The sequence below is a fragment of the Actinomadura livida genome, assembly GCF_014648675.1.
Classification (GTDB): Bacteria; Actinomycetota; Actinomycetes; order Streptosporangiales; family Streptosporangiaceae; genus Spirillospora; species Spirillospora livida.
In genome coordinates this window covers 185,635-200,689 of record NZ_BMRO01000006.1, presented here as the reverse complement: position 1 = coordinate 200,689, position 15,055 = coordinate 185,635, and the positions used below count along the sequence as shown (strand labels likewise).

Below are 15,055 nucleotides of genomic sequence, written 5' to 3'. Positions count from 1 at the left end.
TCGCAAACCTGTATGGACGGAGACGCATCATGTGGGCAAATCATCGCCGTCGCGCGAGCCATTCGTCGAGGGGGCGTCGGTGACGCGGTCGGGTGGTCCGGACCCGCGTCCCGGGCTGACCCGGCGCGCGGTCCTGTACGCGGCGGGCGCCACCGGCGGCGTCGCCGCGATGGGCGCGTCGGCGAAGGCCGACCTGCTCACGGAGACGGAACGCAAGATGGTGCTGCAACTCGCCAAAGCGGGTTCGGCGTACCCGATGGAGCCCCCCTCCTTCGGGGAGAAGGGGACCGCGATGTCCCGGGCCACGATGCCGCGGCTCCGGGAGGCCGAGGCGCGGCTCACCGCCGAGCGCGCCGCCCTGGTCAGGAAGGGCGCCCAGGCGCTGATCGCCCAGGGCCTGCTCGGGGCGGGCCGCGCGCAGCTTCTCGCGGGCGTGGGCAAGGCGGCCAACGGCCAGGGCAAGGACGCGCTGATCGCCGCCGTGCAACTCGCGGTCGCCACCGTGTCCAAGCACTTCGACCCGGCGAAGGACCATCCGGCGAACGACTGGGTCGCGGTCCTCGGCCGCCTCGCCGAGCGGGGGATCCAACCGCGGCCGCTGCGCCATCAGAAGGAGCGCGACTGATGCTGGGCCCCGCAGTGCGAGAGCGGCTGAACAGGGCGAAACGCAAGATCCTGGACGAGTACGGACACGACCCGAACGTCACGGCGGCGGGTGCGGGGTTCCGCAGGCGCGCCGGGCAGCAGACGACGGAGCCGGCCGTGGTCGTCATGGTCGGCCGCAAACGCCCGGAAGGGCTCGTGTCCCGGTCCAGGCTGCTGCCGAAGCAGGTCGACGTGGGCGGTGCCCCGGTCGGCGTCGACGTGATCGAGGCCGGCCCGTTCCAGTGGCTGCACAAGGACGCGCCGGCGGCGGCCGACTCCGGGGTGACCAGCCCGATTCCCGAGCGGATGCGGCCGCTGCGGGCGGGGTGCAGCGTCTCCGCTTCCGACGAGGTCACCGCGGGGACACTCGGCTGCTTCGTGCGGGACAACACCGACGGGACGGTATGCGTCCTGTCGTCCAACCACGTCCTGGGCTTCGAGCAGAGCAATCCGCCGCCCGCCCGCACGATCGTCCAACCCGGCCGTTACGACGACCTTGAGAGCGAGGGGATCGCGACCCTCAAGCGGGTCGTCCCGACTCCGCAGGCCGGCACCAACGTCGACGCAGCCATCGCCCAGCTGACCGACCAGCAGGAAGGGCGCGGCTGGGTCCGGAACATCGCCCGCGACGTCATACCGTCGCTGTCGGCCGCGAACCCGGCCGTCGGAATGATCACTCTCGGCGACCAGGTCGGCAACATCCTCATCACGCGGATGGACGCCGCGGTCCGGGCCCTCAACGTCACACCGATCCTCCGCGGGACGCCCCGCGACGCGCTCACCGCGGCGGCCGCCCCCATCAAGGGCGTGGTGGCCCCGCAGGTGGGCATGGACGTGGAGAAGGTCGGCCGCACCACGGGATACACGTCCAGCCTGATCCAGGCCGTCGACGTGGAGGCCGGCATCGGCGAACACCGGTTCTACGATCTGGCGTTCTGCCCGTTCTTCGGGCTTCCCGGTGACTCGGGCTCGGTGGTGCTGCTCGGCGCCTCCTTCCCATGCCCGGTTCTGGGTATCACCGGCGACTACTACGGGCTGAGCCTCGAGCAGGAGCGGCGGTACACCGACCGGCTCAGCCATGAGTTCATGTCGCAGACCAAACTCGGGCAGCATCTGGCCGCGCTGCCCTACCTGAACGAGACGCGCATCTTCGAGCGGCTGAACGGCAGGACGGGCTCGGCGGAGGAAGTCCAGGCCGCTCGGCATTACTACGGCAAGTACCACGACTTCCTGATCGCCGTGCTGGACAACCGGGATTCGCCGGAGGTGATCACCCAGGAGCACCTCGACGACGCGGCGACCGCGATCCGCGGGCTGGAGCAGACGGTCCTCAACGGCCAGGAGATCCAGGCGGCCTGGGATCTGCACGGTCTCGCGGTGCAGAACGGCCTGGGCAGGAATCGCGCCCAGGTCCAGGATCTGATGGCCGATGAGTACTGGGTGGAGCAGGTCAAGGTCATCCTGGATCAGATCATCGATCTGATCAGGGACACGCGGCTCGAGATCATCCTCCGTTTCGAGTGCAAGTCCACCAAGGCCGTCGGCAATTATTACGGTCTCCCATTGGAAGACGATGAGGAGCTCACCGGCAGGGTCAAGCAGGAGTTCTTCTTCCGCACGCCGTTGGGCCGGCTGCTCGCCAGCCTTCCTTATGTGAACGAACTTGAGGTCCAGGAACGAATGAAAGGCGAAGGCGGCGACGACGAGAAGGTAGAGGCGGCTTACTACTACGACAAATACCACGATTACATGGTCTCGGTGCTGGACGACCCGAACTCCTCCGAGGTGGTCACCGCGGAGCACCTCGATGACGCGTTCGCGGTCGTCTACGGCCTGTCGCAGACCGTTCTGACCAATGAGGAGTCCGCCCTGGCGACGGACCTCTACTACCTCGCGCTGGTGCCGACCGAGGGAATGACCCGCCGCCAGATCGTGACGTACATGGACGACCCGGCGCTGTACAGGATGGTCTACGACGGCATTAAGGCCGTGCCCACCATCGAGGTGCACGACCCGATCGACCTTCCCCCCGTTCCAGTGGAAGATCCCGCCGCGTATTGGAAACTCGACGGAAACGGCTCCGACGCGTCCGGCAACGGCCGCCCCGTGACCACGCGCGGGACGTCCTCCTGGATCGGCGACGGAAAGAAGGGCGGAGCGCTGCGCCTGTCCGGCGGCTGGGCCGACACCCCGCAGCCGGTGGTCGACACGACCAAGAGCTTCACGGTGGCCGCCTGGGCGCGCCTGGGCGCCGCCCCGGCGCCGGGACGCCAGCTGGACCTGATATCGCAAGGCGCCAGCCCGGACATCGGCTTCGCCCTCGGTGCGCTCACCGACCCGGACGTATGGTTCTTCACCATCGCCTCGGCCCAGGGGAATCCCGCGCCGAAGGCGTGGGTCGAGTCACCGGCGGCGTTCGCCGCAGGGCAGTGGGTTCACCTGGCCGGTGTGTACGACGCCGGTGCCAGGTCGATACGCATATACGTCAACGGGCGGCCGGGGGCGGCGGCCAGGATCACCGTGACGGGCGCGCCCGCCGGCGGGGTGCAGATCGGCCGGGCCCTGTGGTCCGGGGCCGCGACCCCGGGCAACTACTGGCCCGGCGACGTCGACGAGGTCCGGCTGTACTCCCGCGCCCTCTACGCCCCGCACCTCACCGATCTCGCCGGCGTCCCGCCCACGGGGCCGACGTGACCACGGAGGAGGTGGCCGCCCGCCTCACCGTGCTGGCGGCAGCCCTTCCGCGGCCACTGCGCGAACCCGTGCGGAGCCTGGTCGCGCGGCCGGGGAAGCTGCTGCGGCCCAGGCTGCTGCTGGCCTGCGCCCGGTTGGGCGCACCCGAGCCCTCCCGGGTCGTCCGCCTGGCGGCCGTCGTGGAGCTGCTGCACCTCGCGTCGCTGCTCCACGACGATGTCGTCGACAAGGCGGGGACGCGGCGCGGCGGGCCGGCCGCGCACGCGGTGGTCGGTGCCGAGCAGGCGATGCTGGCCGGGCTGGCGGTCTTCGCGCTGGCCGGGACCGAGGCCGCCGACCTCGGGGCGGGCGCCTCCACGGCGGTGGCGCGGGCCGCCGCCGCGGTGTCGTACGGGGAGATGCTCGATGTGGAGCGGGCCTTCGACACGATGCTGCCGATCGAGGACTACGTGGAACTGGTGGAGCGCAAGACCGGCGACCTCTTCCGGCTCTGCTGTCGGCTCGGCGCGACCGAGGCGGGGATCCCGCCGCAGCAGGTGCGGGCCGTCATCCGGTTCGGGTCGGCGCTCGGGGTCGCCTTCCAGATCCTCGACGACTGCCTGGAGATGGAATCGGACCACGACCCCGGGAAGCCGACTGGCAGCGACCACGGGCTCGGCCTGTTCGGCGCCCCCACCTTGCTGGCACTGCGGGCCGATGAGTCCGGCGGCCTGGCCCGGCTGCTGCTGGCCCCGGACTTCGGCCCGGACGCCATGGCCGCCGTCCGCGGGCGGGTGGCCGGTCTGGGCGGTGTGGCGGCGGCGAGGGGGCTCTCCCGCGACTGGCGCGCTCGGGCCGTCGCCGCTCTCGGCGATGTTCCCGACGGTCCGGCGCGCAGCGAGCTCGTCCGGTTCGCCGACGGTCTCGTGGCGGGTGCCCGGTGACCCGGGAGGTCGACGTCCTGGTCGTCGGCGCGGGCCCGGCCGGCACGGTGGCCGCCCTCGAACTGCTGCGCCAAGGCGTGTCGCGCACCCTGCTCGCCGGGCCGGACCGCGCGGAGGCCGGCTACGACGTCATCGTCGGCGACGCCGCCCATCGCGCTCTCGGCGCCGCGGGGGTCGAGCCGCCGATGCGGCCCGTCGACGCGGTCGAACTGCGGCTCGGCGGCCACGGACCGCACGTGCTGCCGGACGCCGTGGCGGCCGTCTGCGACCGGCGGGAGATCGGCCTCGCCCTGACGGAGGCCGCGCGGCGGGCCGGGGTCGAACGGGTGCCGGACATCGTGACGGAGATCGTGCGGGCCGAGGACGGGCGGCACCGGGCGGTGGCCGGCGGCACGATCGTCCTGGCCCGGCATGTGATCGTCGCCGGTGGAGCGCCGGCCTCCCGCGCGGAGGGCACCGTGTGCGCGCAGCGGCTGGCCGGACTCGACCTCGACTCGCGGATCACCCTGTTCCTGCCCGAGCCGCGGACCATCGACCCCGCGGAGCGGGCCGTCTGCGGCTGGCTGGCACCGGGGACCGAGCCCGGCACCGCCACCATCGGCGCCGCCGGCTTCGGGCGGGACGGCGCGGACCGGCTGCTCGCCACGGCCGGGGCGACCCTGGCCGCCGCCGTCCCAGCGCTGGCGGCGGCACGTCCGGCCGGCCCGCGGATCAGCGGGGTGATGAACGGCTCCTTCGCCCCCGACAGGGCGGTCACCGACGGCCGGCTGCTGGCCGGGGACGCCGCCGGGCTCGTCAACCCGTTCACGGGTGAAGGGCTGAGCTATGCGGTGCAGAGCGGGCTGCTGGCCGCCGGCGCGGTCGCCGGGCACCTGGACGACCCGGCCGCCGCCGGCCGCAGTTACAAGCGGAAGCTGAAGCGGACGTTCGTCGGGTACTTCGAGACGGCCAGGCACGCCTCCCACCGCTACCACCTCGCGTGGCGCGTCCTGGTCTCCACCGCCGGGAGCGACCGGCCGGTGTTCGCCAAGGTCCGCCGGGCGGTCCTGCTCCCGGAAGGGTTCTCCGGCCTGACGGCCGCGGAGCGGATGCCGCTCGGCGCGGCCGAGCTGGCGGTCCTCGCGCCCTTCCTCTTCGCCAGCGACGAAGTCGCCGTTTCGACCGTGCGAGAGGACTGGCCGTTCATCGCGCGGCTGCTCATCGCCGGGGAGAGCGATCCGCAGCGGCGGCTCCGCCCCGCGGTGCCGTTCTTCGGCGCGCTGATGGCCGCCGGGGAGCCGCCGGACATCGCCCGCTCGACCCTGGCCGCCGCCATCGAGCTCGCCACCCTCGGCGCGCTGACCTTTCTCGGGCCGATGCCGGCCCGGCCGGAACCCGGCAGGGCCGTCGACTGGTCGCTGGCCTCCTCGGTCCTCGGCGGGGACTTCCTGCTGGGCCGGGCCACGCGGCTCGTCGCCGACGCCGCACCGGAGGCGTCCTGGTCGTTCGCCGACTGGCTGGCCGAACTCTCCGGCCGGCGATCCGCCCGGATCCACCCCGGCCACGAAGCTCCGGCGGCCGCGGTCTTCGCGGCGCTGCTGGAGTTCCCCGCCCGGCTCGGCGGGCAGCTCGGCGGAGCCTCGCCCGTCACCGTGGAGGCGCTCCGCACCTACGGCGAGCAATGCGGCCATGTCTTCCTCCACGCCGAGGACCTGCTGGCGCTCCAGCGGCGGCGGACCAGGCTGGACATCGACCTGCGGTCGATGCTGGACGGCCGGCTGTCCGCGATCCCGGACCTCATACCCGGATCGTCCACCGGCCTCGGAACGCTCCTGTCGCCGACCGTCCGCATTGCGGCCGTCGAGGCGGTGACGACCGCCGGCCAGGAGGCGTACCGGGCCGCCTCGGCCGCTCTCGACGCAGTGCCCGACGCCACTGCCACCCGAATCCTGCAAGGCTTCCTGGACGCCATCGCCGAACCCTTGCTGTCGACCGATCGGCCATTTAAGCGCGCTCTCGAAGTCGCCCGGTCAGGGCGGATGCCCGTGTGACGAGCAACGACCGATATCAATTACGAATGACCCAGAGTCCCTCATGGGAAAGGAAATTCATCATGGTAAGTCCGTCCCTTTCCAGCGTCCGGCGGCAAGGGCCTGGAATCACCTCCCGCATCCGGCGGCTCACGGCCGCGATCGGCGTGGTGATGGCCGCGGGTCCGGCCGCGCTGATGATCGCGGCGACCCCGGCGGCCGCACACCCCGCCGAGGGCGGGGTCGCCGCCGCACCTTCCGGGAGCGCGGCCGCCGAAGTCGTGATCCGCAACTCCTGGTTCGAGTTCCTGGGCGCGAGGGCGGGAGCGAACCTCACCGTCTGGAGTGACCACGAGAAGAACATCTGGATCTGCGACGACTCCGCGGCCGATGGAGTCGGGCTGGGGATCGAGGTCGATCCCAGCGGCCCGCAGGATCCGATCATCTACTACAACACGGCGGCCAGCGGCTGCCTGGAGCACGAATTCTGGTACTCGGTCCGCAAGTTCCGCTTCATCGTGGTGAACCACGACGGAAGCGTCAACGACAACAGCAATCCCTGGATCATGGAGACTCCCTTCCCGGACTTCTGAGTCCGCAAGGAGCCCATCGATGGGTGCCCCCGGTCAGGTGGCGGCGTTCGCCGCCGATCCAGCGCGTTCTCGTGGCCTGCCCGGGGGTCAGCCTCGGTGGCGGTGCCAGGCTTTTTCGATGGTGGGGGAGAGGAAGAGCAGGAGCATCGTCCAGTAGTTCAGGAGCGGGAAGGCCACCGCGAGGACGAGGGCGACGGCGAGGAGCGCGGCGGCGGTGACCGAACCGGGGAGGGAGCCGGGCGGCGGCGGCGCCGTCTTCGACGCCAGTTCGGGATCGGCCCGGACGACGAGTTCCAGCCCGGTCTGGAACAGCACGGCGAGCAGGATCGTGGCGATGTAGAAGCCGGCCGTGAATCGGTCGCCGCCGTAGACGCCGACCATCTCCGTCGGGAACGGCAGCACGATAATGGTGAGCAGCCACCCGACATTGCACATGATCAGCGGCCGGGAGTAGGCCCGCACGTGCCGGAAGAAGTCGTGGTGCACCAGCCACAGCCGGCAGATCACCGCGAAGCTCAGCAGGAACCCGAAGATCTCCGGCTGGTGCTCGGTGACGACCTCGGTGGCGCTCAGCCCGTTCTGCGCCGCCTGGGGCACGACGTCCACCAGCGGCAGCACGAGCAGCGTGATGGCGATCGCGACGACGGCGTCGGTGAAGAAGACGAGCCGGTCGGGATCTCTGGGAATGGCCACCGTGACAACTCTGGCAGCCGGCACGGCCACGACCGGTAAAGGACTCGGAAACGCTCCGGAAGGTACGGCGCCGATTCTCGGGCCGCTGCCCTGTCGCCTCGGCCGTCTACGTTGGGGCGATGGGAATGGAGATCGATGAGATCGAGGAGTGGCTGCGAGAGCGGCTGCCGGGAGTGGCGGAGCGGCACGGGGTGCCGGGCGTGGCGGTCGCCGTCGATGCCGGAGGGCGGCTGGTCGAGGCGGCGGCGGGGCTGCTGAGCACGGCGACCGGGGTGGAGGCCACGGTCGACTCGGTGTTCCAGATCGGGTCGATCACCAAGACGCTGACGGCGACGCTGGTGATGGGGCTCGTCGCGGAGGGGCTGGTGGAGCTCGACGCCCCGGTGGCCAGGTATCTTCCCGGGTTCCGGGAGGCGACCGTCCGGCAGCTGCTGTGCCACACGTCCGGGATCGAGGGGGACGTGTTCACCGACACGGGCAAGGGGGACGACTGCCTGGAGCGGTATGTGGAGATGCTGGCCGACGTGCCGCAGCTCTTCGAGCCGGGGGAGATGTTCTCCTACAGCAACGCGGGTTACTGCGTGCTCGGGCGGATCGTCGAGGTCGTGCGGGGCGAGCCGTTCGACCGGTGCATGCGGAACCACCTGTTCACGCCGCTGGGCATGACGCACGCGGCGAGCGACCCGTACGAGGCGATCCTGCATCGCGCGGCGGTGGGGCACCTCGGCGGACGGCCCGTCCCGGTCTGGGCGATGGTGCGCTCGAACGCGCCCGCCGGGTCGATGCTCGCCATGACCCCGCGCGACCTGCTGGCCTTCGCCCGGGCGCATCTCACCGACGAGGGGCTGCGGGCCATGCGGGAGCCGCAGGTCGCCCTGCCGGACATCGACTGGGGGACGGCCTGGGGCCTGGGCTGGACGCTTCACGACCTCCCGGGCGGCCCGGTCTTCGGCCATGACGGCAACACCGTCGGGCAGTCGGCCGTCCTGCGGGTCGACCCCGCCCGCGACGTGTGCGTGGCGGTCTTCACCAACGGCGGCGACCGCAAGCCGCTGATGAAGGAGATCCTGGGCAGGGTCGTCGGATCGCCCGCCGAGCCCGTCCCGGATCCCGCGGTGCGACCGGACGCCGGGCGCTGCGCGGGGGTGTACGTGTCGAGCACCAGCGAGACCACGGTGAGCGCCGACGAGCAGGGACGGCTGTGGCTTGAGCACGTCCCCCTCGGCGTCGCGGTGGAGCTCGGCGACGAGCCGTACCGGACGGAGCTGCTCGGCTGGCGGGGGGACTCCCTGCTGCCCGCGGAGCCCGGCCACAAGCCCGTCGCGTTCCTGGGCGACGACGGCGAGGGCCGTGCGCGCTACCTGCACACGGGCAGGGCGGACGTTCGCGCGGCCGGACGATCCGGAGCCTGAACGCCCGCCGTGCGCCCTACCGCTCCCGGACGGCGTAATCCACGTGCGTCACCCGCGGGGAGGACTCCGCCCGGACCTGCTCCAGCGCGATCCGGCCCGCGTCCACGCCCTCGAACAGGCGGACTCCGGAGCCGAACAGCACGGGCGACAGCGCGATCGAGAACTCGTCGATCAGGCCGGCGTTCACGTACTCCAGGATCGTCGTGCCGCCCCCCGCGACACGGACGTCGCGGTCGCCGGCGGCCTCGCGGGCCAGGTCGAGCGCGTGCCCGATGCCGTCGTTGACGAAGTGGAACGTGGTCCCGCCCGGGCGCTCCCACGGGTCGCGCTTCTCATGCGTCACGACGAAGACCGGCGTGTGGAACGGCGCCTCCTCGGGCCACGCCTGCGCACCGCCGTCGAACATCCGCTTGCCCATGACGCTCGCGCCGGTGCGCTCGAACGTCTCCCGCAGGATGTCGTTGTCGCGGCCTTCCTCGCCGCCCTTGCCGAGCTTCAGGTTCGCCCGGAAGAACCGCTGCGGGAAGACCCACCGCTGCAGTTCCATCCACTGCCGCCCCATCAACTCCTCGGGGGACTCGGGGGCGATGAACCCGTCCAGCGACATCGACACGCTGAAGAACACCTTGCCTGCCATCAGCCCTCAGCTCCCTTCCGAACGGTCTCGGTGACGTAGCCGGCCAGGTTGTCCAGGGTCTGCCGGCCGCCCTCGATCGCGTGGTACTTCTCGACCGCCTCGTCGCGCAGCTCCCTGGTGGGGAACACCGTGCGCATCTCAAGCCGGGTCGCCGCACCTTCGGGCTCGAACGTGAGGACCGACTCGAAGGCGTTCGGGTCATCAGGGGACTCGCCGTGCAGCAGGGCGATCCGCTCCGGCGGGGCGATCTCGGTCCAGGAGATCCACTCGGCGTAGTCCGTGCCGTCCGGTCCGTGCATCACGAAGTCCCACTCGCCGCCGACGCGGAACTCGAACGACCGCGTGGTGGTGCTGAACCCCTCCGGGCCCCACCACTGCGACAGGTGCCTGACCTCGGTGAACGCCTCGAACACCAGGTCCGGTGGGGCGTCGATGACCCTGGAGATGACGATCTCGCGGTCGGCCGTCGCGGACCGCGCCGGCGCACCCCGTCCCGTTGCGCTCATCAGCTATTCCTCCTGCCTTGTCTGCTTCAGGTCCTGCACGTACGCGTCCAGGCGGTCGAAGCTCTCGTTCCAGAACCGCTCGAACCCGCCGGTCCACTCGTGGACCGGCCGCAGCCCGCGGGCGTCGAGCCCGTACAGGCGCTGCTTGCCCGCCCTGCGGTCCCGCACCAGCCCGACCTCCCGGAGCACCCGCAGGTGTTTGGACGCCCCCGGCTGGGTCATCCCCAGCTCCCGGGCCAACTCGGTCACCGGCCGCTCACCCGATCGCAGCAGCATCAGGATGTCCCGGCGCTGCGGCTCGGCGATCGCGTTGAAGACGTCCGACGTCGTCGCTGCTCGTGCCATGGCGCCATCATATGCCTATATCGGCATGTGTTCAACACGGAAGCGCCGGACCCGGTCACATGAACCGCCTTCGGATACGAGCGAACTCTCCGGCCGACGGCCGCGTCTATTGGGACGCGAACCCGCCCGCCGCCCCGCCGACGATGGAGAAACCCCACTATGATCTTGCGCCTGATGCCGGGCACGGCGGCCATCCCCGGCCCCGGCCCCGCGGCCGGGGAGGGAGCCGAGTGAGCGGTGTCGCGCCGGTACGGACGGGCGACCCGGAGCGGCTCGGGCGGTACCGGATCGTCGGGCGGCTCGGCGGCGGCGGGATGGGCACGGTGTTCCTCGCCCTGTCGCCGGGCGGGCGCGCGGTCGCCGTGAAGGTCGTGCGGGCCGAGCTCGCGGAGGATCCCGGTTTCCGGCGCCGGTTCGTCCGGGAGGTCGACGCCGCCCGCCAGGTGAGCGGCTTCTTCACCGCCGCCGTGGTCGACGCCGACCCCGAGGGGACGCCGCCGTGGCTGGCCACCGAGTACGTGCCCGGGGTCTCCCTGGAGGCGGCGGTCGCCGCGCACGGCGCCTGGCCCGAGGCGGCGGTGCTCGCGCTGGGCGCCGCGCTGGCGGAGGCGCTGGAGAGCGTGCACGCGGCGGGCGTGGTGCACCGCGACCTCAAGCCCTCGAACGTGCTGCTGGCGGCGGACGGCCCGCGCGTGATCGACTTCGGGATCGCGCGGGCGGCCGAGGCCACCGAGCTCACCGAGACCGGCATGGTCGTCGGCACGCCCGGCTTCATCGCCCCCGAGCAGCTCCTGGCCGACGAGGTCACCGCCGCCGGCGACGTCTTCGCCCTCGGCGCCGTGCTGGTGTTCGCGGCGACCGGCACCGGCCCGTTCGGGGCGGGGCACGCGCACGCCCTGAACTACCGGGTCGCCCACGAGGAACCGGAGCTGACCGGTGTGCCGCCCGCGCTGGCGGACGTCGCCGCCCGCTGCCTGGCCAGGGATCCCGCCCGGCGTCCCGCCGTCCCGGACCTGGTCGGGGAGCTGAGCCGGCTGGCGGGGACCGGGCAGGCCGCGGGCTTCTTCACGGAGGCGGGCTGGCTGCCCGGCCCGGTGGCCGCGGACGTCCTCCGCGTCCGGTCCGCGCCGCTCCCGCCCGGCGCCCCCGGCCCCTCCGTCTCGCAAGGCGCGCCCGTTGCAGGGGGAGGGACGCGGGCGCCCGGCCCCGCGCGGCGCCGGATCCTGGCCGCGGTGGCCGCCGCGGCGGCGGTCGCCCTCACCACCGCGGCGGTCGTCCTCGCCCTCCGGTCGTTCGGCGACGACGGGGAGGCCGAGGCGGCGGGGCCGCCGCACCGCAAGGAGCTGTGGACCTTCCCCATGGAGGAGGGCATGCGCCTGGCGCAGGTGGTCGGCGGCACGGCGTACATCGACGACCAGGAGGGCGGCCTGTACGCCCTGGACGCCGAGAACGGCCGGATGCGCTGGAAGCACGCGCATCCCCTGGACGAGGACGTCCCGACGGGCCCGCTGTTCCTGGGTGCCACCGACTCGGTGGTGTACTTCGGCGCCGGAAGCCACACCTACGCCCGGGACCCCGGCAGCGGCGCGGAACTCTGGAAGTGGAAGGACCACGGCATCCATCCGTCGGTCGAGACGCTCGGCGACAAGGTCTACGCGTCGGACGTCCGGCTCATCGCGCGCGACTCCCGCACCGGGCGGGAGATATGGCGGAACGTCTACGAGGGCTTCTCGAAGGAGGGGCCGGTCGTCTCCGGAGGAGTCGTCTTCGCGGTGGTCAATGACGGCACCCTGCGCGCGGTGGACGCGGAGACCGGCGCGGACCTCTGGCGCCTCGACGTCGGGGACCGGCTCGACACATCGCCCGTCGCCGCCAACGGAGCCGTCTACTTCGGCGGCCGGGACGGTTCCCTGCACGCGGTGAACGCCGCGACGGGCCGGTACGCGTGGAAGCGGGAGTTCGAGGGCGCCGACTGGGACCCCGCCATCGCCGAGGGGGCCGGCGCCCCGATCATCGCGGACGGAGTCGCCTACTTCGAGAACGACGGCTACGTGTGCGCCTTCGCCGCCGACACCGGTGAGCCGCTGTGGCGGCACGAGCCGGGCGTGGACGAGGCCCATCTGGTGTCGGTCCGGAACGGGACCGTGCTCTTCGGCGACGGTGACGACGACGGGGCCGGGAACCTCTACGCCCTGGACGCCCGCACCGGCACCCGCCTGTGGAAGGAGCACCTGGGCGGGAGTCCGAGCGTCATCGACGGACGGCTCTACGTCGAGGACGGCGGTGTGCTGCGCGTGCTCTCGGACGCCGGCTGAAGGAGAGGAAAAGCGGAGTGGAGGCGTACGCGCCACTGGAGGCGGGCGACCCGCAGCGGATCGGGCCGTACCGGCTCGCCGGGCGGCTCGGCGGCGGCGGGATGGGCCAGGTGTTCCTGGCGTCGCCGCCGGGCGGCCGCGCGGTCGCGGTGAAGGTGGTGCGGGCCGGGCTGGCGGAGGACGCCGGGTTCCGCCGCCGGTTCGTCCGGGAGGTCGAGGCGGCCCGCCGCGTGAGCGGCCCCTTCACCGCCGCGGTGGTGGACGCCGACCCGGACGGGACGCCGCCCTGGCTGGCCACCGAGTACGTCCCGGGACTGTCGCTGAAGGCCGCGATCGACGCGCACGGCGCCCTGCCGGACGGGACGGTCCGCTCCCTCGGAGCCGCGCTCGCGGAGGCGCTGGAGAGCGTGCACGCCGCGGGCGTGGTGCATCGCGACCTCAAACCGTCGAACGTGCTGCTGGCGGCGGACGGCCCGCGCCTGATCGACTTCGGGATCGCGCTGGCCTCCGAGAGCACCCGGCTGACGGTGACCGGGGCGATGGTCGGCACGCCCGGCTTCATGTCACCCGAGCAGCTGCGGGGCGGCGCGGTCGGCCCGGCGAGCGACGTCTTCGCCCTCGGCGCGGTCCTGGCGTACGCGGCGACCGGGGCAGGGCCGTTCGGCGGCGGCTCGGTGCACGCCCTGAACTACCGGGTCGTCCACGGGGACCCCGACCTCGCCGGCGTGCCGTCCGGGCTGGCGGACGTCGTGGCCCGCTGCCTGGACAAGGACCCCGGCCGGCGTCCCACCGTCCCCGGCCTGGTCGGGGAACTGGGCCGCGCGTCGCGGACGTGGCCGCGCGACGGGGCCGGCTGGCTGCCCGAACCGCTGACGGCCGAGATCACCCGCATCGTCCCAGCGCCGCCCGCCGCCCCGACCGCACCCGACGCCGCTCCCACGGCCGTTCGGACGGCGCCGTATCCGGGCCCTCCCACCGGCCCCTCTCCCCGGCGCGGGGGGCGGTGGCTCACGCAGCGCCGCGTCCTGCCGGGCCTCGCCGCGGTCACCGTCGTAGTCACGGTCGCCACGACGCTCGTCCTCACGGCCGGCGAGCCGGACGCCGACCGGACGGACCGCGCCGCCGAGCCCAGCCCGCCGGTCCTGAAGCAGCTGTGGTCCTACGGGGCGCAGCCGAACTGGACGCCGGTCGTCGAGGGCGGGACGGTGTACTTCGGCGAAGGCGACGGAATCGTCCACGCCGTGGACGCCCGAACCGGCGACGGACTGTGGAAACGCGACCGGGCATGGGGCAGCGGAAACTCCCTGTTCCTTTCCGGGAGCAGGATCTACGCCAGCGGATACACCGACTCCTCGCTCGACGGCGAGCACGGCCGCGTGTGGGCGCTGGACGCCGGTTCCGGCCGCAGGCTCTGGGAGTACCCGGTCCGCGCGATGCTGCTCGGCGAGGTGCTTTCCGGCCGCCGCCTCTACTTCTACTACCGAGGGTCCGATGACTGGCGGTCGTCGGTGGACGCGCTCGACACCGCCACCGGCAAGAAGCTGTGGAGCCACGAAGCCGCAGTCGTGTGGGAGATGACCGCCCACGGTGACGTCGTCTACTACGTCGCGAGCAGCAAGGAGAAGCCGAGCCCGCAGCTGCAGGCGCTGAACGCCCGCACGGGGAGACCGCTGTGGAAAGCCCCCTTCGCCGAGGACGTCCACGCCAGGCCGGCATCTCTCACCGTCCTCGGCGGCGTCCTTTACGCGGTGGGCGAGAACGGCGCCGTCTCGGCCCACGACCCGGGCGACGGCAGGCGCCTGTGGAGTTCCCCGACGGGCCTCCGCGACTTGGACGATTCGGCATCCCCCGCGGTGGCCGATGGCTTCGTCTACGTCGGCGGCAACAACGCCCAGGAAGACCAAGGCCAGGTGTTCGCCATCGACGCGAAGACCGGCGCGGTGAAGTGGCGCAGTGACGTCCCCCCGTTGAGTTCGTCCCCCACCATCTCGGCCGGGACGGTCTACATCAGCACGAATTCCGGGGAACTGCATCTGCTGAACGCCGACGACGGCACCTCTCTGGGGAAGGTACGGCTGGCGAACGACCGCGCCCCCAATGCAGTGGTCTCCGACGGAGTCGTCTACTTCGGCGCCGGCGACGGCCACCTGCGCGCAGCCGCCATCACCCGCTGACGGCACCCGCTTGGTCTGAACATGTCGAGGAGGGCGGGCGTCGAGGAGTACCGGGAAGGCAACATCGACGGGGGCGGCGCCGCTGCGTCCCACGGCGGTGCGCCGGCTG

General features: G+C 72.5%; 12 protein-coding genes. 8 read left to right on the top strand and 4 right to left on the bottom strand.

Annotated features, from left to right (window positions below; translation table 11 throughout):
- Nucleotides 1-79: 79 nt before the first annotated feature.
- The 5 genes from IEZ03_RS16175 to IEZ03_RS16155 all read left to right on the top strand — a co-directional run bounded on the left by IEZ03_RS16175 (nucleotide 80) and on the right by IEZ03_RS16155 (nucleotide 6,864).
- Nucleotides 80-625: a hypothetical protein gene (locus tag IEZ03_RS16175; protein ID WP_184883673.1), complete on the top strand. Its 546-nt coding sequence runs from the start codon at nucleotides 80-82 to the stop codon at nucleotides 623-625.
- The gene (locus IEZ03_RS16170; RefSeq protein ID WP_184883675.1) at nucleotides 625-3,339 is read left to right on the top strand and encodes a LamG-like jellyroll fold domain-containing protein; all 2,715 of its coding nucleotides are present in this window, start codon (nucleotides 625-627) and stop codon (nucleotides 3,337-3,339) included. The genes IEZ03_RS16175 and IEZ03_RS16170 overlap by 1 nt, the downstream gene beginning before the upstream one ends.
- The gene (locus tag IEZ03_RS16165) at nucleotides 3,336-4,262 is read left to right on the top strand and encodes a polyprenyl synthetase family protein (RefSeq protein WP_184883677.1); all 927 of its coding nucleotides are present in this window, start codon (nucleotides 3,336-3,338) and stop codon (nucleotides 4,260-4,262) included. The genes IEZ03_RS16170 and IEZ03_RS16165 overlap by 4 nt, the downstream gene beginning before the upstream one ends.
- A complete protein-coding gene (locus IEZ03_RS16160) occupies nucleotides 4,259-6,292 on the top strand; it encodes an NAD(P)/FAD-dependent oxidoreductase (protein WP_184883679.1) in 2,034 nt (677 codons plus the stop codon). Before IEZ03_RS16165 ends, IEZ03_RS16160 begins: the two co-directional genes overlap by 4 nt.
- A gap of 62 nt (nucleotides 6,293-6,354) precedes the next feature.
- Nucleotides 6,355-6,864, top strand: a complete 510-nt coding sequence (locus IEZ03_RS16155) for a hypothetical protein (protein WP_184883681.1) — start codon at nucleotides 6,355-6,357, stop codon at nucleotides 6,862-6,864.
- An 87-nt stretch (nucleotides 6,865-6,951) separates the two neighbouring features.
- Here the strand turns inward: IEZ03_RS16155 and IEZ03_RS16150 are convergent, their stop codons facing one another.
- A complete protein-coding gene (locus IEZ03_RS16150) occupies nucleotides 6,952-7,557 on the bottom strand; it encodes a TMEM175 family protein (protein WP_184883683.1) in 606 nt (201 codons plus the stop codon).
- 119 nt (nucleotides 7,558-7,676) lie between these two features.
- Between IEZ03_RS16150 and IEZ03_RS16145 the strand changes: the two genes are divergently transcribed.
- The gene (locus IEZ03_RS16145; RefSeq protein WP_221480680.1) at nucleotides 7,677-8,969 is read left to right on the top strand and encodes a serine hydrolase domain-containing protein; all 1,293 of its coding nucleotides are present in this window, start codon (nucleotides 7,677-7,679) and stop codon (nucleotides 8,967-8,969) included.
- Nucleotides 8,970-8,985: 16 nt separating this feature from the next.
- Here IEZ03_RS16145 and IEZ03_RS16140 read toward each other — a convergent pair whose 3' ends face one another.
- Genes IEZ03_RS16140 through IEZ03_RS16130 form a run of 3 tightly spaced genes read right to left on the bottom strand, consistent with a single transcriptional unit; the run spans nucleotide 8,986 to nucleotide 10,457 of the window.
- The gene (locus tag IEZ03_RS16140; protein ID WP_184883685.1) at nucleotides 8,986-9,606 is read right to left on the bottom strand and encodes a dihydrofolate reductase family protein; all 621 of its coding nucleotides are present in this window, start codon (nucleotides 9,604-9,606) and stop codon (nucleotides 8,986-8,988) included.
- Nucleotides 9,606-10,112 (bottom strand): SRPBCC family protein, encoded by a 507-nt coding sequence (locus IEZ03_RS16135; protein WP_184883687.1) that lies wholly within the window; start codon nucleotides 10,110-10,112, stop codon nucleotides 9,606-9,608. The genes IEZ03_RS16140 and IEZ03_RS16135 overlap by 1 nt, the downstream gene beginning before the upstream one ends.
- Nucleotides 10,113-10,115: 3 nt before the next feature.
- Entirely contained in the window at nucleotides 10,116-10,457 is a 342-nt protein-coding gene (locus IEZ03_RS16130) for an ArsR/SmtB family transcription factor (RefSeq protein ID WP_132046011.1), read from the bottom strand.
- Nucleotides 10,458-10,687: 230 nt separating this feature from the next.
- On the opposite strand from IEZ03_RS16130, the gene IEZ03_RS16125 reads away from it, so the two are divergent.
- Both IEZ03_RS16125 and IEZ03_RS16120 read left to right on the top strand, forming a co-directional pair.
- On the top strand, nucleotides 10,688-12,772 hold the full coding sequence (locus IEZ03_RS16125) for a serine/threonine-protein kinase (RefSeq protein ID WP_184883689.1): 2,085 nt from the start codon (nucleotides 10,688-10,690) through the stop codon (nucleotides 12,770-12,772).
- Between the two features lie 17 nt (nucleotides 12,773-12,789).
- Nucleotides 12,790-14,946 carry a serine/threonine-protein kinase gene (locus IEZ03_RS16120; protein ID WP_184883691.1) on the top strand — a complete coding sequence of 719 codons (2,157 nt, stop codon included), beginning with the start codon at nucleotides 12,790-12,792 and terminating at the stop codon, nucleotides 14,944-14,946.
- Nucleotides 14,947-15,055: the final 109 nt, after the last annotated feature.

Coding starts and splice junctions, on each gene's coding strand:
- IEZ03_RS16170 (WP_184883675.1), top strand. CDS start 625: ATGCTGGGCCCCGCAGTGCGAGAGCGGCTGAACAGGGCGAAACGCAAG.
- IEZ03_RS16155 (WP_184883681.1), top strand. CDS start 6,355: ATGGTAAGTCCGTCCCTTTCCAGCGTCCGGCGGCAAGGGCCTGGAATC.
- IEZ03_RS16145 (WP_221480680.1), top strand. CDS start 7,677: ATGGGAATGGAGATCGATGAGATCGAGGAGTGGCTGCGAGAGCGGCTG.
- IEZ03_RS16140 (WP_184883685.1), bottom strand. CDS start 9,606: ATGGCAGGCAAGGTGTTCTTCAGCGTGTCGATGTCGCTGGACGGGTTC.
- IEZ03_RS16135 (WP_184883687.1), bottom strand. CDS start 10,112: ATGAGCGCAACGGGACGGGGTGCGCCGGCGCGGTCCGCGACGGCCGAC.
- IEZ03_RS16130 (WP_132046011.1), bottom strand. CDS start 10,457: ATGGCACGAGCAGCGACGACGTCGGACGTCTTCAACGCGATCGCCGAG.